20 protein-coding genes and 1 tRNA gene are annotated in these 22,584 nt (G+C 67.4%); 11 read left to right on the forward strand and 10 right to left on the reverse strand.

The annotated features are described in order from the left end of the window. The first annotated feature begins 16 nt into the window (after window positions 1-16). Window positions 17-1,189 (forward strand): SGNH/GDSL hydrolase family protein, encoded by a 1,173-nt coding sequence (locus ACODRV_RS15030; RefSeq protein ID WP_488908843.1) that lies wholly within the window; start codon window positions 17-19, stop codon window positions 1,187-1,189. After that, window positions 1,186-2,298: a sugar kinase gene (locus ACODRV_RS15035; protein WP_488908844.1), complete on the forward strand. Its 1,113-nt coding sequence runs from the start codon at window positions 1,186-1,188 to the stop codon at window positions 2,296-2,298. The genes ACODRV_RS15030 and ACODRV_RS15035 overlap by 4 nt, the downstream gene beginning before the upstream one ends. 408 nt (window positions 2,299-2,706) lie before the next feature. Here the strand turns inward: ACODRV_RS15035 and ACODRV_RS15040 are convergent, their stop codons facing one another. Further along, window positions 2,707-3,864: a serine hydrolase domain-containing protein gene (locus ACODRV_RS15040; RefSeq protein WP_488908845.1), complete on the reverse strand. Its 1,158-nt coding sequence runs from the start codon at window positions 3,862-3,864 to the stop codon at window positions 2,707-2,709. A gap of 67 nt (window positions 3,865-3,931) precedes the next feature. After that, window positions 3,932-5,035, reverse strand: a complete 1,104-nt coding sequence (locus ACODRV_RS15045; RefSeq protein ID WP_488908846.1) for a serine hydrolase domain-containing protein — start codon at window positions 5,033-5,035, stop codon at window positions 3,932-3,934. A gap of 130 nt (window positions 5,036-5,165) precedes the next feature. Between ACODRV_RS15045 and ACODRV_RS15050 the strand changes: the two genes are divergently transcribed. Continuing rightward, window positions 5,166-6,602: a LytR/AlgR family response regulator transcription factor gene (locus ACODRV_RS15050; RefSeq protein ID WP_488908847.1), complete on the forward strand. Its 1,437-nt coding sequence runs from the start codon at window positions 5,166-5,168 to the stop codon at window positions 6,600-6,602. Between the two features lie 340 nt (window positions 6,603-6,942). Here ACODRV_RS15050 and ACODRV_RS15055 read toward each other — a convergent pair whose 3' ends face one another. Next, window positions 6,943-7,560: a carboxymuconolactone decarboxylase family protein gene (locus ACODRV_RS15055; protein WP_488908848.1), complete on the reverse strand. Its 618-nt coding sequence runs from the start codon at window positions 7,558-7,560 to the stop codon at window positions 6,943-6,945. 107 nt (window positions 7,561-7,667) lie between these two features. Between ACODRV_RS15055 and ACODRV_RS15060 the strand changes: the two genes are divergently transcribed. Then, window positions 7,668-7,970: a winged helix-turn-helix transcriptional regulator gene (locus ACODRV_RS15060; RefSeq protein WP_141627841.1), complete on the forward strand. Its 303-nt coding sequence runs from the start codon at window positions 7,668-7,670 to the stop codon at window positions 7,968-7,970. 262 nt (window positions 7,971-8,232) lie between these two features. On the opposite strand, the gene ACODRV_RS15065 is transcribed toward ACODRV_RS15060, so the two are convergent. Both ACODRV_RS15065 and ACODRV_RS15070 read right to left on the reverse strand, forming a co-directional pair. Then, complete coding sequence (locus ACODRV_RS15065; protein WP_488908849.1) at window positions 8,233-8,547, reverse strand: hypothetical protein; 315 nt, start codon at window positions 8,545-8,547, stop codon at window positions 8,233-8,235. Between the two features lie 247 nt (window positions 8,548-8,794). Next, entirely contained in the window at window positions 8,795-11,455 is a 2,661-nt protein-coding gene (locus ACODRV_RS15070; protein ID WP_488908850.1) for a protein kinase domain-containing protein, read from the reverse strand. Window positions 11,456-11,707: 252 nt separating this feature from the next. On the opposite strand from ACODRV_RS15070, the gene ACODRV_RS15075 reads away from it, so the two are divergent. From ACODRV_RS15075 to ACODRV_RS15095, 5 genes are all read left to right on the forward strand, one after another. After that, on the forward strand, window positions 11,708-12,019 hold the full coding sequence (locus tag ACODRV_RS15075; protein WP_141627838.1) for a YccF domain-containing protein: 312 nt from the start codon (window positions 11,708-11,710) through the stop codon (window positions 12,017-12,019). Between the two features lie 24 nt (window positions 12,020-12,043). Further along, window positions 12,044-12,964, forward strand: a complete 921-nt coding sequence (locus ACODRV_RS15080; protein ID WP_141627837.1) for a hypothetical protein — start codon at window positions 12,044-12,046, stop codon at window positions 12,962-12,964. Next, a complete protein-coding gene (locus tag ACODRV_RS15085) occupies window positions 12,964-13,980 on the forward strand; it encodes an FG-GAP repeat protein (protein WP_488908851.1) in 1,017 nt (338 codons plus the stop codon). Before ACODRV_RS15080 ends, ACODRV_RS15085 begins: the two co-directional genes overlap by 1 nt. Continuing rightward, entirely contained in the window at window positions 13,977-14,978 is a 1,002-nt protein-coding gene (locus tag ACODRV_RS15090; protein ID WP_488908852.1) for a hypothetical protein, read from the forward strand. The genes ACODRV_RS15085 and ACODRV_RS15090 overlap by 4 nt, the downstream gene beginning before the upstream one ends. 88 nt (window positions 14,979-15,066) lie before the next feature. After that, window positions 15,067-15,297, forward strand: coding sequence for a hypothetical protein (locus tag ACODRV_RS15095; RefSeq protein WP_488908853.1), 231 nt, complete (start codon window positions 15,067-15,069; stop codon window positions 15,295-15,297). A 288-nt stretch (window positions 15,298-15,585) separates the two neighbouring features. Here ACODRV_RS15095 and ACODRV_RS15100 read toward each other — a convergent pair. The 4 genes from ACODRV_RS15100 to ACODRV_RS15115 form a co-directional block, all read right to left on the reverse strand. Continuing rightward, window positions 15,586-15,659, reverse strand: a tRNA-Gly gene (locus ACODRV_RS15100). 137 nt (window positions 15,660-15,796) lie between these two features. Beyond that, window positions 15,797-17,974, reverse strand: coding sequence for a 3-hydroxyacyl-CoA dehydrogenase NAD-binding domain-containing protein (locus tag ACODRV_RS15105; protein ID WP_488908854.1), 2,178 nt, complete (start codon window positions 17,972-17,974; stop codon window positions 15,797-15,799). Window positions 17,975-17,991: 17 nt separating this feature from the next. Then, window positions 17,992-19,197: an acetyl-CoA C-acetyltransferase gene (locus tag ACODRV_RS15110; protein ID WP_141627833.1), complete on the reverse strand. Its 1,206-nt coding sequence runs from the start codon at window positions 19,195-19,197 to the stop codon at window positions 17,992-17,994. A gap of 422 nt (window positions 19,198-19,619) precedes the next feature. Then, window positions 19,620-19,997, reverse strand: a complete 378-nt coding sequence (locus tag ACODRV_RS15115; RefSeq protein WP_488908855.1) for a VOC family protein — start codon at window positions 19,995-19,997, stop codon at window positions 19,620-19,622. A 172-nt stretch (window positions 19,998-20,169) separates the two neighbouring features. Here ACODRV_RS15115 and ACODRV_RS15120 point away from each other — a divergent pair, with 172 nt between their 5' ends. Together ACODRV_RS15120 and ACODRV_RS15125 are read left to right on the forward strand one after the other, a co-directional pair. Continuing rightward, a complete protein-coding gene (locus tag ACODRV_RS15120) occupies window positions 20,170-20,733 on the forward strand; it encodes a hemerythrin domain-containing protein (RefSeq protein ID WP_141627831.1) in 564 nt (187 codons plus the stop codon). 57 nt (window positions 20,734-20,790) lie between these two features. Next, a complete protein-coding gene (locus ACODRV_RS15125) occupies window positions 20,791-21,372 on the forward strand; it encodes a CAP domain-containing protein (protein ID WP_488908856.1) in 582 nt (193 codons plus the stop codon). Between the two features lie 111 nt (window positions 21,373-21,483). Here the strand turns inward: ACODRV_RS15125 and ACODRV_RS15130 are convergent, their stop codons facing one another. Continuing rightward, window positions 21,484-22,509 carry a KpsF/GutQ family sugar-phosphate isomerase gene (locus ACODRV_RS15130; protein ID WP_488908857.1) on the reverse strand — a complete coding sequence of 342 codons (1,026 nt, stop codon included), beginning with the start codon at window positions 22,507-22,509 and terminating at the stop codon, window positions 21,484-21,486. Window positions 22,510-22,584 lie beyond the last annotated feature (75 nt).

The following is a 22,584-nucleotide window of genomic DNA, read 5'->3' on the forward strand; positions in this document are numbered from 1 at the left end:
TGGTGTGATGACGGCCATGGCGTGCGTCGCCGCCCTGGTCCTTGCGGCCGGCCCGGTCCGGGCCCAGACCGTTTCGGGCGGGCCGGTCTGGGTCGCGGCCTGGACCGCTTCTGCGGCCCCGGACCGCAAAGACGGGACGCCCGAGGCGCCGGTGCTGTTCAATGCACAGACGGTGCGTCAGGACATGCGGCTGGGGACGTCGGCGACCGCCCTGCGGTTCCGCGTCACCAACGAGTTGGGCGTCGCCCCCCTGCACCTCGATGGCCTGACCGCGCGCCTGACGCACGGGCAGGGCGATGCCGTTCCCGTCACCTTCGACGGCCGAAGCGAGGTTGTCATCCCGGTCGGGGCGGCCTGGATAAGCGATCCCGTCGCGCTGACGGTCCCGGCGTTCGGTGACGTATCGCTGAGCATCCACTTCCCCGAGGCGACCCAGCCGGCCGTGCGTCGCACCCCGGTGCGGATCGTCGAGGGGCGCGGCGAGGCGCCGGACAGCGCCCGCGTCGTCCGTCGTCAGAATGTTGTCTCGGCTGTCTACGCCCAGCGGGACAGCGCCCCGACCGTGGTGGTCGCCCTAGGGGATTCTATCACCGAGGGGGCGACGGCCACGCTGGACGCGCACCGGGAGTGGACCAGCCTTCTGGCGCGGCGCTTCGAGGCGACCTGCCCGGGTCAAATCGTCGTGCTGAACCAGGGCATCAGCGGCAACCGGCTGATGGACAACGGCCGCAGCCATTCCGCCCTCGCGCGGTTGGACCGTGACGTCTTGGCTCTGCCTCAGGTCGACTATGTGATCTTGCTCGAGGGTATCAACGATATCCGTCACAACGGCGATCCAACCCGTCCGGGACGAAACGCGGCGGACATGATCCTCGGCTACCGTCAGGTGGTCAGCCGGTTGCACGACCGCAATATCCGCGTCATGGGCGGCACCTTGACGCCGTTCGAGGGCTCCGAGCGCTATGAGCCCGTGTCAGAGGGCACGCGGCAGGCGTTGAACCGCTTCATCCGCGAGGACGGGGTGTTCGACGGGGTGATCGACTTCGACGCAGCGGTCCGCGATCCGGACAAACCGGAGGGCTTTCGCGAAGGGGCCAGCCGCGACGACCGCCTGCATCCGAATGACGAGGGCTACCGCCTGATGGCCGAGAGTATCGATCTGGCCCGATTCGGCTGTCGCCCGGCATGAGGGATCCGACAACCGGCTGGGCGGTCCCGGCCGCAAAAGGCCGGGCCTGGGACTGCGTCGCCCTGGGCGAGGTGATGCTCCGGCTCGATCCCGGCGAGGACCGCGTACGCAGCGCCCGCGCCTTCAAGGTCTGGGAGGGCGGCGGCGAGTACAACGTCGCCCGCGGCCTCAGCCGGACCTTCCGCCGCCCGACCGCTGTCCTCACCGCCCTGCCGCGCAACGAGCTGGGGGTGTTGACCGAGTCCCTCATCGCCTCCGCCGGAGTGGATGTCCGCCATGTCCTGTGGCGGGACTGGGACGGCATCGGGCGCAACACCCGACTGGGGCTGAACTTCACCGAGCGCGGCTTCGGCGTCCGGGCGCCCCTCGGCGTCTCCGACCGTGCCAACTCCGCCGCCTCGGCCCTGACGCCCGAGGATTTCGACTGGGACGCCCTGTTCGGCTCCGGCGGCGCGCGTTGGCTGCACACCGGCGGCATCTTCGCGGCCCTGTCGGAGAGCACGGCGCGCACCGCCGTCACGGCCGCGAAGGCGGCGCGTCGGTATGGCGTGCCGGTCTCCTACGATCTGAACCACCGCGCCAGCCTGTGGAACAGCCACCCCGACCCGTCCGCCGCGCGAGAGGTGAACCGCCGCATCATAGCCGAAGCCGACCTGCTGTTCGGCGACGAGCACGGACTGCGCGCCTGTCTGGGGCTGGCCGAGGATTGGGCCGGTCGCCGCGGCTGGTCGACGGATCCGGCTCCCCCGACCCGGGCCGCGACCCTGGCGTTCGAGATGTTTCCGAACCTCAAGGGCGTCGCCTATACGCTGCGGGATCCGCGCAGCGCCTCGGCGAACAGCTGGCAAGGCGTCTTCCATGATCGGACCGACCGGTACGCCTCCGCGCTGCGATCCGATCTGGAAATCCTTGATCGGGTTGGCGGCGGCGACGCCTTCGCTTCGGGCGTCATCCACGCCCTGTTGAACGGCGAGGGCGGCCAGCGGGCGATCGAACTCGGCGCGGCCCACGGCGCCTTGGCCATGACCACGCCCGGCGACAACGCCAATGTCTGTGAGGACGAGGTCGAGGCCCTGGCCCGTGGCGCCGGGGCCGCCGCCCGGCGTTGAGCGCGGTCGGAGAGGGGTGGCGCGAGGCTCGCAAAGCCATCCGGCGCCGCCGTCGGCCGAACCAGCGCGCGCGTCGGATCCGAAGGCTGAATGAGCTCCCGACCCACAGGCCGCGGGCGGGTGCGATGAGACGTGAGATCGGAGGCCGTCGAACATCAGAACGACGAGCGATTTTTACCGGCTCGCCGTTAGCCTCGAGCCCCCGGAAGGGCCGGCGAAACACCTACGATCACGCCCCTTGGCGATCAGCGATCATGTGATCCGGGCGCGTCTCTGCGCGTCTGAAATTCCCTGGCGATTGATGAACACAGGCCATCGTTGGCCGAGCTAAATGTCCGGAATCGGGCTGTTCGCCAATGACCGCTCTTGGCGGGGAGCGGACCTTGGTTAGTCGCCCGAAAGCAGACTCTAGGGCAGCATCCGCATCGCACCGTATTCCCAATTCCAGGGAACGCCTGTCTCGCCCAGAACAGCCCGGACGATCCGTGGGAAGCCAGGCTCGGCGCGAACGTCATCGGCAAGGATGACGACACAACGACGGCCGCGCTCAACGCAGATCCAGGTGTTGCCGACGAAATCGTCGTGACCGCCCTTGTAGACGCCGGGTCCCTGCGGCCCGTCGAAGCGAATCACGCCAAGGCCCGAGGACAGGCCGGGCCGCTGCTCGTCGGCGGGCAGTTCGGGCTGGAGCGTGGGGAATTGCGACCGGGTGGTGATCGGCGCCTGGGCCCTGACACGTTCGGCCCGCGCCTCTGGCGACAGGCCGTCGCCGCGCGCGATTCCCGCCGCCAGCCGGGCCATGTCGGCGATAGTGGTGTCCATCGAACCCGCCGCGCGTACCCTTGAGCGTTCGTCGTGCGGAATGACCTCGCCCTCAAGCGTCCAGCCGTCGGCCAGGTTTTGGGCGAATTCCGGCCGCCAAATCATCGACGTGCGGGCCATGCCGAAACGGTCGAAGACGCGGCGCTGCATCTCGGCGCCCACATCCAGGCCGAGTCCCTGCTCCAGCACGAACTGCAGCAGGATGATCCCCTCCCCGGAATAGCCATACCGGGCGCCGGGATCGAAATGGAACTTCAACTTTCCGTCCGGCTCCAGGAAAGCGAAGTTGGCGAAGCCCGAGCGATGGCTCAGCAGGATGCGCGGCGTCAGCATCCGCCAGCGCTCGTCGCCGGCCAGATCGCTGTAGCGGGCGTAACGATCCTCGATCGCGTCGCTGCCGTAATCGGTCAGCGGTCGTGGCAGATAGTCCGCGATGGATCGGTCCAGGTCGATCACGCCCTCGTCGACCAGTTGCATGACCATATAGCCGAATGCCGCCTTGGTCAGGCTGGCGGCGTACATGACGGTGTCGGGCGTCAGAGGGTCCCCGGCGGCATTGCGGTCGCCGTGAGCCTGAACGTCTACGACCCGACCGTCCTCGACGACGGCGACGGCGATGCCGCGCGCGCCGGTTTCGCGCATGACGCTTTGGACGGTCTCGCGCAGGTGATTACCCTGCGCCGACGCCGGCGCCCCGTGGAACAGAACAGCCGCGAGGATGGCCGCGAATACTCCAGTACGCATCATTTTCCCCTTGATAGAAGGCTCGCAACGATAGCTTCGCCGTTGACCGCGGCCAGTGGAATATTGGTCACGTCACACCGGCGTCCGCCCTCAACAGGGCCTCGGCGAACTCGTCCATCGTTCGCTGCGAGATGGCGTTGTTGTTCAGGATGACCACCGCGCCGCGCCCGTCCAGTCGATGGCCCAGCACCGAGCGGTAGCCGTTGGTGTTGCCCGTCTCCCAAGCGGCCGGGACCTCCACCCCGCCAATGGCCACGGTCCGCATTCGCCCGCCCAGCGCATAGCTGTCCGAGGCGACTTCGACGGTCGTCAGCGCGGTCCGCGAAGTCGGAGCCAAGAAGTCGCTGTCGTAGATCCGGTGAGCAAACCGCAGCAGGTCGGCGGCTGTGCTGTAATAGCCCCCGGCCGCCGCCAGGAAGGGCGGGCGTGGATTGGTCCACTCCACCGGCGGCGACACGGTCCGGTATGACATCACCTCCGAAGGCGCGGCGGGCGTCGTAAGCCTCATCCGCAGCGGATCGAGCACCAGCGCCCGCATCGCCTCCGGATAGAGCTGTCCGGTCACGGCTTCGATGATCGCCAGCACGAGGATCCAGTTCGACAGCACATAGTCGAACTGCGCCCCCGGCTCGAACACCAGTTCGCCGGTGGCGAAGCGGCGGACCGCCTCCGCCGTATCGATCCAGGGCGGCTGCAGCAGGGCCGGTTCGGCCGCCACCACAGCGCGGAAAGGATTGGGCGCCCCGCTGCTGTTCGATAGCAACCGACGCAGGGTCAGTCGTGCCCCGACATCGGCCCTGTAGTCGGGCAGCCAAGTCGTGATCGGGGCGTCAAGCGACAGGGCGCCCTGCTCCACCAGCCGCATCACCGCCACCGCCGTCAGCCGTTTGGAGATGGAGGCGATGCCCAGGGGCGTGTCCGTGCGTATGGGAATCCGCTTTGCGATATTCGCCATTCCGACGGCGCGCGCTGTCCTGATCCGTCCCCCTAGCCCCACGGCCGCGACGCCCTGGAAGCCGTGGTCCCGGACCATGCCGTCCAATACGGCGCCGACGGCCTCCGCACGCCCATCTGCTCGGGCCCCGCCCGGCAGCAGCCCCGCCGCAGTCACGGCGCCGGCGCCCCACAGAAGCATCCGGCGGTTCAGCGCGGGAAGCGATGCATCGATCATGGACTATTCCTCACTTGCCTAAGCCGGTCCGCAGCGGCACGAACCGGCCATGTGGTCGCCCCTTCGCTCCCGACAGCCATCGATCTCGGGCGGACCGGCAATCGCGCCAACCGGGTTTCGGTGAACGACCATGGGCGTCGGTGAACGCAGCCGCCCGATCGTCCTGGCCCTGGCCGTCGCGGGCCTGATCGCTCTGTGCGGTCCTCAGATCGCCGCCATGCTGTCGCCCGCGCCCGCCCGGACGCCGACCCAGGCGTGGAGCCTGTGCCCGGCGCCGAACCTCTGCCGCCCCGTCGACGTTTCAAGCCTGGCGCTGGACGCCCCGATCACCACCCTGACCACGAGCTTCGTCGCCGGCCCGGACGACAGAACCGCCCACCTGGCCCTGCATATCGCCGCCACCGCCAGCGCCGAGGTCCGCTGGAACGGCGCCCTGATCGGGACCAATGGACAGGTCGGCCCCGACCGGGAGCACGAGACGCCCGGACGCTTCAGCTCCCTCATCACCATTCCGCAGGATCGGGTTCGCCCCGGCCCCAACCGCGTCGAGGTCCGGCTGTCGGCCCACCATCTCTGGGCGCCCGTGCGGCGACCAATCCATGACCTGTCGATCGGTCCCTACAGCGATCCGCTGCACGGCACGCTCCGCCACTATTTGCCCACCCTGCTGCTTAGCGGCTTGCTGGCCCTGGCCTTCCTCGGCGCCGCGGGCCTCTGGCTCGCCCGCCGTCCGCCCGGCTCGGCGACCCTCGCCCTGCTGACCGGAGCCGTCCTCGCCCAGACCGCGGTCGAAGCCTCCAAGCTGGCGCTAACCTACAGCTATCCTTGGCAGTTGGTCCGACTCACCGCCGTCGCCGGTCTCGCCGCAATTGCGGCACTGGCCCTCGGATGTTTGGCCCAGGTCTTCGTTCCAGATCGTCGGCTCCGCTGGGGCCTGACCGCGGCCCTCGTCCTCGCCCTGCTGATCGCTCTGTTCGGCCCGCCCTGGTGGGACGCCAAGGTCCTGTGGGCCTTCCGCGCCGGGGCCTTCGCCACCCTGACCGCCGCCACCGTCGGGGCCCTGTCCGGCGTCAGAAACGCGCGGACGGCGCAGGCCGCCAGCGTCGTCGCCCTGACCCTGTCCTGGGCCCCCGACTTCCTCGACACCGGCTACTACCTGCTGTTCCTGACACTGTTCGGTGCGCTGGCGGCGCAGGCGATCCGCCTCGCCCGCCCCGCGCCCGTTCCCTCCACGCTCGCGACGGACGAAACCCTGTCGATCCCGGACGGTTCGTCCCGCCGTCTCATCCGCGCGAGCGACCTGCTCCACGTCCGCGCCTCCGATGACTACAGCCTGATCACCCTGACCGACGGGAAGGAGCTGCTGTCCACGGCCAATCTCTCAGCCCTCGTGCGACTGGCGCCGGGGCATCTGCTGCGCATCCACCGAAGCCACGCCGTCAACCCGGCCTGGATTGCGGCCGTCCACCGATCGGGAAGGTCGGGACCGGTTGTCGAACTGAAGGGCGGCATTCGCCTGCCCATAGGTCGCGTCTATCGGGCGGCGCTTGACGAGCGGATAGCCTAGCTCCGGTCGACCTTGCCCATCGGATTGCACCCGCGCCCTCTCATCAGCACTGGTCGTCTAAAGTTTGCTTCCAGGCTCGGGCCACGGTGAGTCTTGGTAGCGCCAGAATCGGAAATTCGGTCCGGTTCGGAAACCAGGCTACAGGCTAGCGCGTGATCCTTCCACGGCACGTCGCCGACACAATCGACACTCGCCGCCACACTGCTGTTGTGCAAAATCGTCAGATTCCCGATAGTCGCCGACGACCTGACCGCGCCTATTGCAGGCGGGTCGCAAACCCGCGTTGCATTTCAACAGCTTAGCCCAGCTGGAGAGCGGACCTCGAAAGTCGTCGCTCGGATCAACTCGCCAGCTCGTCTTCGACGGCGGCGTCCTGAGAGTGCGGGCTCCTAGGGCCCTCTTGCCAATATTCTTCAAAGCGTGCGCCGGCGGGCTCGAGCGGCAATCCCAGACCGTTCGCGATGAATGCGACCTGGTGATAGAAGCCGCAGAGCTGGAAGATTTCGAAAACCTGCGCGGGCTCGAAGTACGTTTTGAGCCGGTCGAACTGGTCATCGCTGAGCGTGCTGCGGTCGTGAAGAGCATCGACGGTCTCCAGCAACGCTTGCTCCGCATCGGACCACCGCGAAGGATCAATTGGCCGCTCCAGCGTGCCCGCAATGTCCCCGCGCGACAGGCCGGCAGCTGAAGCGAACATCCAGACGTGGACGCCCCATTCGTACTCGCACCGTGTGAGGGCGCAGGTCCGGTTAATCACCAGCTCACGCTCGCGTAGAGACAGCGGCGAGTCCTCGTCCAACAGCGAGCCCGCGCTGAACTTGGCCCAAGCGCGCGCACTTTGACCAAGAGTGAGAAACAGACTCAAAGGAGGCACACCCGTTTTACCTATGCGGGCAAGGAATGTCTGAAGCGTAGCCGGAAGCGCTCCGTGCTCGGCCGGCAAAATCCTTGTGGCCATGACTTGCTCCCGCTATCAAAACAATAGCGAACTGTTGCTACGGAAATAATAGCGTGTCAATACCTGCGCCCTCGGACAGCGGAAGTGATCGGCCGCAGCGACCGATCATGGCGCTGCTTGATTTGCTCGGTCGTCGTTGGACCATGCGACTGCTCTGGGAGCTAAGGACTGGTCCACTGTCGTCACGAAAGCTTCGTCATGCGGTGGATGGCCTTTCGCCCAGTGTCCTGCAGGATCGGATGGACGAATTGCGTGGCTCCGCCTTGGTGGAACTGCGCGTTGGAGGCTACGCCTTGACTGAGCTCGGCAAGGATCTGCTTGAGCGCATTCTGCCTCTCCATGCCTTTGCCGAAACTTGGTCAGCAGCACAAAAGGCGGAGAAGCCCTTGCGTGACGATCCCGCGCCGTGAGGCAGGCGGCAGCGACATGTGTACAATTCGCGGTCAGCCGTGGCGGTCAGCGGGGCATGTGTGGATCCAGCGCCCAGACTTGTCGGAACTGCGCCGCTTAGCCACGAAGGCGCCCCGCCCTATTCTTTGGAGCAAGCCGGGAAGCGCCAGAAGTGGACATCACGAGCGGTGCTGATACGCGATGCTCGGACTAAGCTGGATGAAGCCCGAGTGCACCGCGGAACGCCCGGCCAGCCCGATTAACCTCGCCTTCCGGGATCGTTCACGCCGTACCTGCAAGGACAATTCGCTCGCCGGCAAGTTCGTAGGCGACGCCCGTGCGATCGAACAGGTTCCGGATGAAACCCGCCGGATCGGCCGCGCCATCGTCGAGGAAGGTGTGGATGTCGGCTTGTAGGGTCGTGTCGGTCGAGAGCGACGACAGGTGGCTCAGCCACCCGGAATAGTGCTGGTCCGTTGCCCGTTTGCTCCACTCTCGACGGAGCTCCGCCTTCCCGGGAGCATCGGGCGTGAGGACGTAGGTCGCTCCGGCAAAGGCGATGGCGAACGCTCCTGTTCCGGCCAGCCACATCGGCATCGGCTTGGGTTTGCGTTTTGACCGTTTCGACCATCTGCGTGGATACCGTGTCATTCAGCCCGGATAGAGCACTGAGGTCTCCAGACCGTCGATCAGCAGGATGAACGGCGACTCCGCGCCAGAAGCGGACATTGGCTTGGCTCCAGAAAGCAGACTTTCCGTTGACCTCGGCCTGAGGTCCGTCTGCCCCAGTGCGGTCAACAGCCGAGGCCGCTTGCGGACCCCTCCGTTCTGCGAATGCCGGGCGTTATCCTGACCTGACCAGCCGTTCATGACGGCGCCGCTCGAAGACGGGCGTGTTCGGTCTTGTCAGATCGCTCAGACGAGGCAGCAACTGTCGCAGGGCGACCTGGTCATGTTCGGCCGCGGCGATTTCGGCCAGGGCCAGATCCAGCATCACACCCCAGGCCGCGTCGCCGACCAGACCGCCGACCCGCTCGCGATCGACCTGTGTAAGCAACTGTTTGGCCTCACTGTATCGCCGGTTGAGGACGAGGCACTCGCCGAGATAGAAGCGGATCACATGGGTCAGGGGATAGTCGTCGCCGAACCCCTCGCGGGAGGCGCGATAGGCCTGGTCGAGATGACGCAGGCCCCGACGTCGTTCGTCGGTCCGGCACAGGACGGCGCCCAGGTCGTTCAGCCCGACGAGCGTCTGGTGCGCCCTCCGCCCTTGGCTGATCTCAGCGCCCTTCCAAACCGCCTCGGCCGCCTCGGCCGCTTCGGCGTATCGGCCGAGAGCGGCCAGAACCTCGTAACGGGTCGACTGGAGACCGAGGGTGTAGCGACTGTTGCGGCCGAACCGTTCGGTCATCACCGGCAGTAGGGCATCGCCCTCGACCAGTGCGGTTTCCAGATCGCCGGTCATCAGCCGGGCCTGGGCCAAGTGCTGACGGGCGATCAGCGTATTGGCGTGATCGAATCCCAGGCTCCTGGCCCAGTCGGCCGCCACCCGCCGGGCAAGAGGCAGTGCTTCTGCCGGACGTCCCAGGCGCATCAGCACCACCGCCTGCTGCTGGCGGACCAACAGGATGTCGCGATCGGAGAGGCCCGCGGGTCGGGTTTCGGCGATGGCGAGGGCGCGGGCGAAGGCCGCGCTGGAGGCGTCGAGATCCTCGAAGAAGCCGATCACCGCTTCCGCCTGGGCGAGATGGAAGCCCAGCATCCCCCTGTCCGCGGCCGAACCCAGGCGACGGCGCTCGGCTTCGGTCAGGGCCTTGGCCTTGGCCAACCCGCCGGGCTGGGCGGACAGAGCCTCTGCCCGGGCGTGCAGCAGCCGGGCGCGCGCCGCAGCGGGGGAATCCTTCAGCCCCGCCCGCTCATAAGCGGCGGCGGCCAAACCGAACGAACGCCGCGCTTCGTCGTACTGTCCGCGCTGGACGAAGGCGGTGGCCAACGACAGGTGCAGGCCGGCGGCCACCTCGGGCTGTCGGGCGAAGCGGGCGTCGACGGTCGAACGGGCGCGCAGGGCGGCCGCCGCCAGCGTCTCGTCCGCGGCCGCCCCGGAGAGAGGATTGGTCTGCCCCAGCAGATCGTCGACCAGGAAGGCGTAGCTGGCCTCGGCCGCCGCCGTCTGGGCCCGGGCCTCGTTTCTCTGGTTGACCGCGACCAGGGCCGCCGTCGAGGTCGCGACAAGGCCGACGGCGCCGAGCCCGATCGCCAGTCGGATCCAGGGGCGCCGGGCGGCGCGCGCTTCCTCGCGGCGACCTTCCGCCTCGCGCCGCTCCGCTTCGGCCTCGGCTGCGGCACGCGCCTTGCGCCGTTCTTCCAGCGTCTCGAGCCGCTCGGCCAGCAGCGCGGCCGATTCCAGACGATGGGCCGGATCGCCGGCGGCCGCCAGGGCGATGTCCTCGCGCACGAGGGGATCGGCGACGTCCCTTTCCCAACCGGCGGCGAGCGGCCGGTCCAGATCGCCCACGGTCATCTGATAGAGGATCAGTCCCAGGGCATAGATGTCTGCGGCCATCCCGGGCGCGGCGCCCGACGCCACCTCGGGCGCGCGATAGGCAGCCGTGTCCGAGCGGGTCGAGGCTTCGTCCTCGCCCGCGGGAAGCCCGCCCGAGATACCGTGCAGGTCCAGAGTGTCCTGGTCGATCAACCAGCCGCTGCCGAAGTCGGCCAGGCGGACAACCGGAGGCGCATCCGGGCGCGTCTCGATCAGCACATTGGCCGGCTTCAGGTCCTTGTGCAGCACGCCGGCCCCGTGCGCGCCGGCCACCGCTCGCGCCAGCTCGGCGACGAGGGCGATGCGGCGTTCCAGCGGCAACCCCTCCAGTCCGCTGTCCAGAGCGCCGGCCCAGGCGCGCATGTCCTGCCCCGCGTCCGCCGCCTCGATGAAGTAGGGCGCCGCGTCGAAATTCCACTCGAGAAGGTCCACGCACGGGCGCCGTTCGCCTAGAACGTTGCGCATCAGCCGAAACAGGGCGACCTCGCGGCGCAGGCTTCGCAGGCGGTCCGGCGCGTCGGCGAACTTGAAGACGCGGGTTTCATCGACCTTCCCGTGACGCGCCCGCCAGACGTCGCCGGCCCCGCTGTTCCCCAACGCCTCCTCGAGCACCCATTGTGGACGTCCCGGGACCAGGTCGCCCGGCGCGAAGGCGAACCGGGGCGCCAGGGGGGTGGACAGCTGCTCGATCTCGACCGGGACGGAGAGGCGATAGCCGATGCGGGGTACGGTCTGGACAATGTCGGCCCCGCCCTCGCCAAGCACGCCGCGCAGCTTGGAGACGGCCGTCGTCAGCGAGGCTTCCACCACATGCACGCTCGGCCAAACGGCATCGAACAGCTCCGCCTTGGTCACCACCTCGCCGGCGCTGAGCAGGAGTTCGTGCAGGACCTGAAGCGGCTTGCCTTCCAGCTCCACGGGCCGACCGGCGACCGACAGGTTCCACGCCGCCTCGTCGAACACGGCGTCCGCGAACCGCCACCTGCGCCGTCTGCGGCGCGGTCCAGAACCGCCGTTTGTCATCTTGCTCCGCCCGAAAACGCCACTGCACGGCGCCAAACTAGGCGGCGGAAGCGCCGCATGGCAACGCTCGACGAGCGCAGGGATGCGACTTCAGAACTTCTTTGGATCAACTTCAGGACCCCCGCCCGCCGCCTTGCCATCCTCGATCACATCAGCGCGGCTGGCGCGCCGGAATGAAGAGGCCGACGAGCGATGGAACACCCGCTTTTCCCGAACAGGATCGAACGCGCCGCTGCGGTGGGCGAGTTCAAGCGCGTCGGATCGACCGACCCCGATGTCTTGGCCGCAGCCAAGGCGTCGCTTCTCAAATCCTCGAAGTCGGCCGTCAGAAACGGCTGGGGCCTGGCTGCCTGCGGCGTGCTGGTCTGCCTGACGATCATCGGAATCCCGGCGGGATTGGCCCTCATGGCGATGGGCTGGTGGGTCGCGGCGCGCGCGAAGAAGAACGTCCGTCTGGTGGAGGAGGTCTTCGCCGAATTCACCGCGTCGCCCGCGACGGCGTGACGCCTGCAGGGAGGGAGGAGAAACATGAAGGGCAAGATTTTGGGCGTGGCCACGGAGCAACTTGCGGGCGCCATCACTGGCGACGACGGCAAACGGTACCGCTACGACGCAGCCGAATGGCGCGGAGAGCGCGCCGCGTCGGTCGGGGCCAGTGTAGACTTCGACGTCGAGGGCGGGGTCGCTCGTGACGTCTATCCGGCGGTGGGGGGCTTCGCGGGCGTCGGGGCGAGCGCGACATCCGTGGAGGCCCTGGCGCGGTCGCCGGGCGGTGAACGCGTCATCAGCCTGTTCAGGAACACGCTGGCGCTGCCGGTGGCCCTGGTGGTGCTGGTCGCCTTCTTCCTGCCGGCGCTGTCGTCGCCGGTGAAGACCGTGTCACAGTTCGGACTGGACAAGGTGGTGGCCTCGACCGGCCTCAATCTGGACGAGGCGGAAGTCGGCCGACGACGCCTGGCGGATCTGGAGCGTGACATCGCGCGCTTCAGAACCGAGGCCGCCCATCGCGGCGCCGAAGCGCCCGACGGCGTGTACGGCTACGGCAACGTCGGGAACCGGCTGGAGTCACTGGAGGAGCAGCGAAGCGAAATCCGTAAGGGACTGGGCGCCGTCGATTTCCTGAAGACTGTGAACACCGCCCTGATCCTGCGCTTCACCGCCCTGATCGCGGCGGCGTGGCTGATCTGGCAGACTTGGACGGGGGCCGCATTGCGTCCCTGGGAACTGGCGGCCGGAGCCGCGGCCATCCTCGCGGGCGGCCTGACCTTCCTGCTGAAGTCGGCAATCCTGGGCCTCCTCTCGGCCATGAACCCGATGGGGGAGGCGGCGGCCGCGCAGATGGACAGCCTGGTCTCCATCGGCATCGGACCCTGGCTGCTGCTGGCCGCGGGAGTGATCCTGATCGCTTCCGGTCTCGGCCTGGTCCGCAATCCCCTGGGACGCGCGTGATGAAGAACCTCCTGACCCATCTCACCCTGGTCCTCGCCGTTTCCGTCACGGCCTGTGGATCGGAATCCAGCGCCGCCTCCGGCGAGGCGCGGGGTAACCCGGCCACGGATGCCGCGGCGGCGCCGAACGCCCTGCCGCCCGCCGCCCTTGCCGCATGGGAATCGTTCGCGCGTGGCCAGTGCCGCGACCAGGGAGAGCGCTTCGCCGCCGTCCGCCTCGCGCCGCTGGCCGGGCGCGGACACGCCGTCGATCTCGTGGAGCAACACTTCGCAGGGGGCAAGGGCGGCTTCGTCTCCGCCGATTTCAATGCGGACGGCCGTCCCGATTTCGTGGTCACCACGCCGGGACATGGTTGCGTCGGTGACGGTCCCGCCTACGGCGATCAGGGTCCGCCGGTCGATTTTATCGTCTCCGTGGCCGGCGGCTACCAGGCGTTTGACGGCTTCATGGACTGGATTTCCCCCACCATGATCGCGCGTCGAGGAGACCGGGACGTGCTCGACCTGCCGATCGGCGTCAACGGCCGCTGTGGGCCAGTGACCACGGTTGCATGGGGCTGGACGGGCGACGGCGTCGACGCCGTGGAGCGGCGCAACGACAGCGGCCAACTCGTCGACCGGGAGGGATGCGCCGTCAGTGCGCAAAGCCACGTTAACGAAGGCGGCGGCGGAAGCTTCCCGCCGATCGAGCCAGGTTATTGGGCGGAGGACGCCAGTTGTTTGGACGCAATCAGGGATGCGCTCGAGATCCCGCTCGACCAGTCAGGCCTGGCCTATTTCGACGCGCAACGAGGTTGGTCGGGTCGTTTTGAGGTGGTGCGATACACGGCCTTGGGCGGCAACCGCTACCGGATGCATGGACGTCATCACACCGAGGTCGGGACGGAACCGGCCCAGATGGACATTCTCGTCGACAGCCGCACCAGCTTCACCGAACAAGGCGAGTTCGCGCGTCGCTACACACATTGTCCGACATCGCAAATCCCCGCCTCCATCCGCCGGGAATTCGAACAATGACCGCCACCGGAAAAGCCAGAACAGCTTCGCCGGGTGACGGACGGAAGCAAAGCCGCGCCAGCCGTCATCTCGCCCTGGTTCTCGCTGTGGCGTCCCTGTCGGCCTGCGGCTCGGAATCCGCCGCGGACTCCAACGGCGTGACCGCCGGGCAACCGGGCCCTGCTCGCACGCAGAGCGCGCCCCTGTCTCGCGGGGACAGCGTCGCAATCCTGCGCGCGGCGGGATTCGCCAATCCGCATGGCGACAACCGGTGGGCCTACGCCAGGGGCGGCTGCGACAGCATATGGGCGGACGTCGAGGAGGTACGGGACATCAATGGCGACGGCCGGCCTGAGGCCGTGGTCAAGGCGGACGATGACCAGTGCCTCGGCATGAACCAGCGGCTGGTCATCCTGCTGACCCGGACGGCGAACGGCTGGACTGTCGTCACGGAATTTCAGGAGCGGTTCGCGGTCCACGCCTTCCACCCCCGCGCGGGCATCGCCTGGCCGGACATAGAGATCTTTGACGGCATGACGGGCGAGCAGAAACCCGACGGGGCCATGGAGGCGAGCGGCTGCGAGCGTTTCCTGCGCTGGAACGGGCGTGAGTATATCGACGGCGGCACATCGCAGAACGGGCATGTCTGCGAGCTCACCGCGGAAGGACGCGCCGCCGCGAGCGCAGGCTTGCCAACCCGGGCCGCCGTCTTTCCACCGATCGAGAAGGGCTACTATGCGATAGGCGTGTCCTGCGCCCAAGCCCTCGCGGACGGCGGCGATCTTCTGGTCTACCTCGACGACCGGCGCTTCATCTCCTTCGACGGCGGACAACAGGTCGAAGGATTCGAGGCCTTGGGCGGCGAGCGCTACAGGATACGTGGGGTGGACCTGACCATCGCCCTGGACGGACGCGGCGGCTTCACCAGCGTTGAGTACGGCGATCGCTACGTCCACTGTCCGACCGCCCGCGTCCCGCGCGCGATCCGCGAGGAATGGGGCGACCTTTCACGCCGCTGAGCGGCGCATGAGCGCTCGATAAATGCTCTCGGGCTGGACGAAACCTTGGCGGCAGGGCCATCGTCCCGCAGCGACTGGACGTCGAACCATGCCTGTGAAAGCCGCACCGCCCGCTCCCGAGCTCGATCCCGCACGGCGCGATGGAGACACGGTCGGCGCGCTCGCCGCCGCCGCGCTTCAGATCGCCGCCTATCTCTTGGGTCATGTGGCGGGCCTGATGGCGCCGAACGCCCGGCTCGGCCCGCGCCTGACCGAACTCATGCCCCGTTGCGAGCGCTGGAGAAGCCCGTCGAAGGAGAGACACCCTTTCCGCCGTTGATCGACGGGGTCACCGCCGATCCGGTCGTTGCAGCCGCTGCCGAAGACGCCGTTCGGCGCCATGCAGGAACAGGACAACTGGGCCTGTGCGACAGATTGTGAATGGCCGCCGATTGACGACGGTTTTTGCGATCAGCTCGGCGCCGACCCTTCAACCGTGATCACCAGCCGACGCAGCACGGCTTCCGCCTGGCGTCTCTGCTCAGCGTCGAGCCCGGCGAGCAAAAAGGGAGCAAAAAGCAAAAAAGTGATCCGAACGGATCCACTTCTCCCGTAAGTCATTGATTTTTGGAGCGGGCAGCGGGAATCGAACCCGCACGAAAAGCTTGGGAAGCTTTCAGGCTACCACTACATCATGCCCGCGGAGCCGCCCCTGACTTAGGGCCAACGGCTGCGGACCTCAAGACGGGACTGTCCGAAAGGGCGGTCCCGTTTTTGTTGCGGCCACGAAAAAGGGGACGCCGTCGCCGGCGTCCCCCCATCTCGCTCGAAGCGGAGGCTTACGCCGCCGCCTTCTCCTTGCCGGCGAAGTTACCGTAGAAGGTCTCGCCCTTGTCGGCCATGTCGCGCAGGAACTGCGGGACCTTGAAGCGGTCGCCGTAACGTTCGGCGAACGCGTCCGCCTTGGCCACGAAGGCCTTCAGGCCGGTCTGGTCGATGAAGGTGATCGGGCCGCCGGTCCAGGGCGCGAAGCCCCAGGCCAGGATGGCGCCGACGTCGGCTTCGCGCGGGTCGCTGATCACGCCTTCGTCCCAGCACTTGGCCACCTCGACGGCCTGACGGTACAGCAGGCGTTCCTTCTGGTCGGCGACCAGTTCGGGCGTCGAGTCGTTGATCGTCACCGGAGCCAGCTCCGACAGACCCGACCAAAGCTTCTTGGGCTTGGTGTCGTAGTCGTAGAAGCCCTTGCCGTTCTTGCGACCGTAGCGGCCCAGATCCTCGACCATCTTGCGGACGATTTCGGCGCCCTGCAGCGGCACATAGGCATCACCGAGGTCCAGAGCCGTCTGCTTGGCGACCTTGACCGACAGGTCCAGCGCGACGTCGTCGTGCATTTCCAGCGGGCCGCGCGGCATGCCGGTCATGCGACCGATGTTGTCGATCAGGGCCGGGGCGTAGCCTTCCTCCAGCATCGCCAGACCTTCGGCGACGTAGGTGGCGAAGCAGCGCGAGGTGTAGAAGCCGCGGCCGTCGTTGACGACGATCGGGGTCTTCTTGATCTTCAGGATGTAGTCCAGCGACTTGGCGATGGCCGCCTCGCCGGTCTTCTCACCCAGGATCACCTCGACCAGCATCATCTTGTCGACGGGCGAGAAGAAGTGGATGCCGATGAAGTCCTCGGGACGGACCGAAGCCTCGGCCAGACCGGTGATCGGCAGGGTCGAGGTGTTGGAGCCGAAGATCGCCCCCGGCTCCAGTTGCGCCTCGGCGCGCTTGGTGACCTCGGCCTTGATCTCGCGGTTCTCGAACACGGCCTCGATGACCAGATCGGAGCCCTTGATCAGGTCATAGTCGGTGGTCGCGGTGACCGAACCCAGCAGGGCGTCGAACTTCTCCTGCGTGATCGCGCCGCGCGACAGGCGCTTCTTCAGCAGTTCCTCGACGTGGGCCTTGCCCTTGTCGGCGGCTTCCTGCGTCTGGTCGATCAGAATGGTCTCGATGCCGGCCAGCGCCTGCACATAGGCGATGCCCGCGCCCATCATGCCGGCGCCCAGGACGGTGACCTTCTTCGGGTCCGACTTGGGCACTCCCGCCGGACGCACGGCGCCCTTGTCGAGCTCCTGCTTGGACAGGAACAGCGAGCGGATCATGGCCTGGGCCTGCGGCGTCATCAGGGTCTTGATGAAGTAGCGGGTCTCGATGCGCAGGGCGGCGTCCATCGGAACCTGAACGCCCTCATAGACGGCCTTCATCAGGTTCAGCACGGCCGGATAGTTGCCGTAGGACTGCTTGCGCAGCATGGCGTTGCCGACGATGAAGGTCTGCACGCCCGCCGGGTGGTAGGGGCCGCCGCCGGGCAGTTTGAACGACTTGTCGTCCCACGGCTGGGCCGCCTTGCCGCCGCCCTTGATCCACGCCTTGGCGGCGTCGACTTCCGTGCCCTTGGCCACAACCTCGTGCACCACGCCGGCGCCCTTGGCGTCGTTCGGGCGCCACGGCTTGCCTTCGCTCATCGCCATCAGGGCGTTCTGCACGCCGATCAGGCGGGTCAGGCGCTGGGTGCCGCCGCCGCCGGGGAAGAGGCCGACCTTGATCTCGGGCAGACCCAGCTGGATCTTCGAGTCATCGGCCACCACGCGGTAGTGGCAGGCCAGCGTCAGCTCGAGGCCGCCGCCGAGGGCCAGGCCGTTGATGGCCGCGGCCACCGGCTTGCCGCAGGTTTCCAGCGCGCGCAGGGCGCCGTTCATCTTCCAGCCCGCGTCGAAGGCGTCCTGCAGGCTGGTCCCGCCGATCATGCCGCCGGCGATGTCGCCCAGGTCGGCGCCGGCGCAGAAGCCGCTCGCCTTGCCCGAGGTCAGGACCGCGCCCTTGATGGCGTCATCGGTCTTGATGCGTTCGACCCACTCGGGGATTTCGTTCATCACCGAGCCGGTCAGGGTGTTCATCGAGCGTCCCGGGACGTCGAAGGTGATCAGGGCGATGCCGTCGGCATCCACGTCGATCTTGAAGTTTTCCACGGTTCTATTCCCTCGGATCAGACGCGTTCGATGACGGTGGCGGTGCCCATGCCGCCGCCGATGCACAGGGTGATCAGTGCGGTCTCCTTGTTCGAGCGCTCCAGCTCGTCCAGGGCGATGCCGGTGATCATGGCTCCGGTGGCGCCGAGCGGGTGGCCCATCGAGATGCCGCCGCCGTTCACATTGATCTTGTCGTGCGGGATGTTCAGCGCCTGCATGTAACGCAGGACCACGGCGGCGAAGGCTTCGTTCAGCTCCCACACGTCGATGTCGGCGGTGGTCATGCCCAGCTTGCCGAGCAGCTTCTGGGTCACGAACTCCGGACCCGTCAGCATGATGGACGGCTCCGAGCCGATCGAGGCGGCGCCCTTGATGCGGGCGCGGGGCTTCAGGCCCAGCGCCTTGCCGGCTTCCAGCGAGCCGATCAGCACGCCGGCCGAACCGTCCACGATGCCCGACGAGTTGCCGGGGGTGTGCACGTGGTTCACGCGCTCGACCTCGGGGTAGCGCTGGTTGATCACGGCGTCGAAGGCGAACTCGCCCATCTGGGCGAAGGACGGGTTCAGCGACCCCATGGTCTGCATGTCGGCGTTCGGACGGATGGTCTCGTCACGGTCCAGACGGATCAGGCCCAGCTGGTCCTTCACCGGGATCACCGACTTGGCGAAGCGGCCCTCGGCCCAGCTCTTGGCGGCGCGCTTGTGGCTTTCGACCGAATAGGCGTCCACGTCGTCGCGGCTGAAGCCGTATTTCGACGCGATCATGTCGGCCGAGACGCCCTGCGGCACGAAGTAGGTCGGGAAGGCCGAGGTCGGGTCGATCGGCCAGGCGCCGCCGTCCGAACCCATGGGCACGCGGCTCATGGCCTCGATTCCGCCGCCGACGGCGAAGTCGGCCTCACCGGCCTTCACCTTGGCTGCGGCCATGTTCACAGCTTCCAGACCCGAGGCGCAGAAGCGGTTGATCTGCACGCCCGCGGTCGTCTGGGCCCAACCGGCGCTCAGCACGGCGGTGCGGGCGATGTCCGAGCCTTGCTCGCCCACCGGCGAGACGCAGCCCAGGATCACGTCGTCCACCCTGGAGGTGTCCAGGTCGTTGCGGTCCCGCAGGGCTTCCAGCACCTGGGTCGCCAGCGACAGGGCGGTGATCTCGTGCAGCGAGCCGTCCTTCTTGCCCTTGCCGCGCGGGGTGCGCACGGCGTCGTAGATGTAGGCGTCGGCCATGGAGGATCTCTCTCTTTGGTCCCCTAACACTCGCGACGCGGTCGCTCGCTACTTGAGGGGAGGAGGGTGCGGAATTGAAACTCGGGCGTCAGAAAGCGTACGTTTACGTCAACGTCAAGTATGGACGTGGTCACGTCTCCGAAAGGGGTGGATGACCCTGTCGGGAAAAAATCGCGAAAGCCTGTCTTCCCGACACTCCCGATACATTTCGGGAAATGTGCACTCGGAAAAAAATGGAGTGCACAAAGGTGCACTTTTTCCCGTCAGGCGGGGGATGCGGCGCGTGGTTCTATCGGTGGCGATGTCAAAGACCTGAACCGGGACAGACTAGCAGGCCGATGCGTCAGATTTGGACGTGTGGTCGGCCAGACAGGCTTCGGCGCCCCGAGTTGGCAGAGTTGGAAGGTGTCGGGAGTATCGGCTCACTCCGCCGCGTGGCAGACCGCCTCGACGTTGAATCCGTCCGGATCGAAGACGAAGGCGGCGTAGTAGGTGTCGCCATAGTGGGGGCGCAGGCCCGGAGGGCCGTGATCCCGGCCTCCGGCGGCGACAGCGGCGGCATGGAAGGCGTCGACCTGATCGCGGGTCGTCGCGCGGAAGGCGATATGGTTCGCCTCGCCGGGCCGGTCCTTGTCGGCGATGACGAAGTCGATCTCGCCGTCCACGCCGAACATGGCGACGGTGGTTCCGCCCTCGTCGATCGCTTGCACGACCGCATAGCCGAGCGGGGCCAGCGCCTGTTCATAGAAGGCTCGCGACCGGGCGATGTCGGTGACGTCCAGTCCGATGTGGTCGAGCATGATGGAGAACTCCCTGTGTTCGATCTCCAACGCGCGAAAGGGCCGTTATGTCGGCTCCCCAACCCCCGGAAGGCCGAATTCGAGCGAACGACTCTCAGCTAGCTGTGCTGTGGGAACACCTGTCGGTCCCGACGTTTGGGCCGGGGAAGCCATTGCTCAGGAGGAATACCCTATGGCCCAGACCTACGAAGAGATGGACGCCGTCGCCATGCTGAAGGCCGATCACCGCAAGGTGGAGGAGATCTTCGAGGCGTTTGAAAAGGCGACCGGCCGCGACCGCAAGCAGAAGCTGGCCGAACAGGCCTGTCTCGAATTGAAGGTCCACACCGCCATTGAGGAGGAAATCTTCTATCCGGCCTGTCGCGGACGGATCGAGGATGATCTGCTGGACGAAAGCTATGTCGAGCACGACGCCGCCAAACAACTGATCAACGAGATCGAGGCGGGCAGTCCGGACGAGGACTTCTACGACGCCAAGGTCAAGGTGCTGTCCGAGATGATCGAGCACCACGTCAAGGAAGAGGAGCAGCGGGTCGAGGGCATGTTCAGCCAGGCCCGCGCCGCCGGTCTGGATATGGATGACCTCGCCGACCGGATGCGCGCCCGCAAGATGACGGCGATGGAGGAGTTCCAGGGCGGCAAGTCCGCGCAGACGCGCACCATGGAAGGGGATGACGTGCAAAGCGCCCTGACCGACGAGCCGATGGACGGACAGGGCGTACCGCTGGATCGCTAGCGGGAACGCAAGGCGAGGCTTTACGCTTTGATCCCGCCCCCTTCTTGCGGAGTTTCGATGTATCGCCTCGCCTGTCTCGTCATTGTGGGAAGTCTCGCCGCGACGCCGGGCCATGCGGACCCGGATGGGATCAACGTCCGTCAGGTCGACCCTGATCCTCGTCTGGTGCGTCCGGTCGCGCCACCGCGCGACAGCCTGCCGTCCGATGCCGTCGAGGTGCGGCTGCTGCGCGCCCACAACGCCGAGCGCGCCACGGTCGGCGCGCCGCCGCTGATCTGGGACGACGGGCTGGAGCGCGAGGCGCGGGTCTGGGCCCGGCATCTCATCAATTCCCGAACCTTTGAGCACGATCCGACGCCCCATGGTCACGGTGAAAACCTGTGGGGCGGATGGGGCAGTCGTCGCTGGACCCCCGAACAGATGGTCGGGGAGTGGATCGCCGAGAAGGCGCAGTATCGGCACGCCACCTTCCCGGCGGTCAGCCGTACCGGCGACTGGAGCGCCGTGGGCCACTACACCCAGATCGTCTGGAGCCGCACAACCCACGTCGGCTGCGCCCTCGAGCGCCGCCGGGATCGGGCGGTGCTGGCCTGCCGCTACTCACCGCCGGGCAATATCGACGGGTTGCGAGCCTATTGAGACCGGTTCAGGCCGCTTGGTGAAGAGTGCTGGTGAGTAATGAGTGGAGACCGCGCGCGATGCCGGCGCCAGCGCCCTGCTCACTACTCACCAGCACTTTTCACCCAGGCGTCAGCTCACGTAACCCGCCTGCATCAGTTCGGCGATGTGGGCGATGGCGATGGGGCGGGCGTCCTCGACCACCAGCAGGGTGGCGATCTTGTTCTGGGTCATCAGGTCGATGGCGTCGCTCATACGGGCGGCGGGGTCGATGACCTTGGGTCTGGGGCTCATCACATCGGCGGCCGTAAGGCTCGACAGGTCGCCGCGCGCGAACGCCCGACGCACGTCGCCGTCGGTGACGATCCCGGCCAGGGTTCCGTCCGTATTGACGACCGCGGCGGCGCCCTTGCGGCCCTCGGTAATGGCCGAGACGACCTCGGCGAACGTCGCGCCCAGCGGCACGGTGGCCGGCGCCGGCGGACGGTCGCCCATCCAGTCGCGCACGCTCTGCAGGCTCATGCCCAGCTTGCCGCCGGGATGGTGAAGGCCGAAGTCTTCCGCCGTAAAGCCGCGACGCTCGGTCAGGACCATGGCCAGCGCGTCGCCCATGGCCAGCGTCATCAGGGTCGAGGTGGTCGGCGCCAGACCGTCAGGATGGGCCTCCGGCGCGTTCGGCAGGGTCAGGCAGACCGCCGACGACCGGCCCAGGAAGCTGCCCGGGCGCTGGGTGATGCCGATGACCGGAATGCCCTCGCGCTGGCAGTAGATCAGCGGATCGCGCAGCTCGCGGCTTTCGCCCGAGTTGGAGATGGCCAGAAGGGTCACGTCCTTGCGCAGCATGCCCAGATCGCCGTGGCTCATCTCGGCCGGGTGAACGAAGAAGGCGTTGGTGCCGGTGGACGCCAGGGTCGCGGCGATCTTGCCGCCGATATGGCCCGACTTGCCCATGCCGGTCACGACCAGATAGCCGGGCCGCGACAGGATGATCTCGACCGCCTTGGCCAGACTGTCGTCGATGGCGGCTTCCAGCTGTTGCAGGGCCGCGATGTTCATGCCGATCACCTCGCGAGCGCGGGCGACCATTTTCGCCACGTCGGGGGCTTCGGTGTCGGCGGGCAGGGGGGCGTGTTCGGTCATGGCGGGGAATTGACCCATCCGCGCGCTTTTCACAATCGCCTGAGGCACGGGCGCCGGCGTCACTGGGCTTTGCTGCAACTGCGAAATAAAGCC

The sequence above is a fragment of the Brevundimonas sp. FG8 genome, from assembly GCF_057808845.1.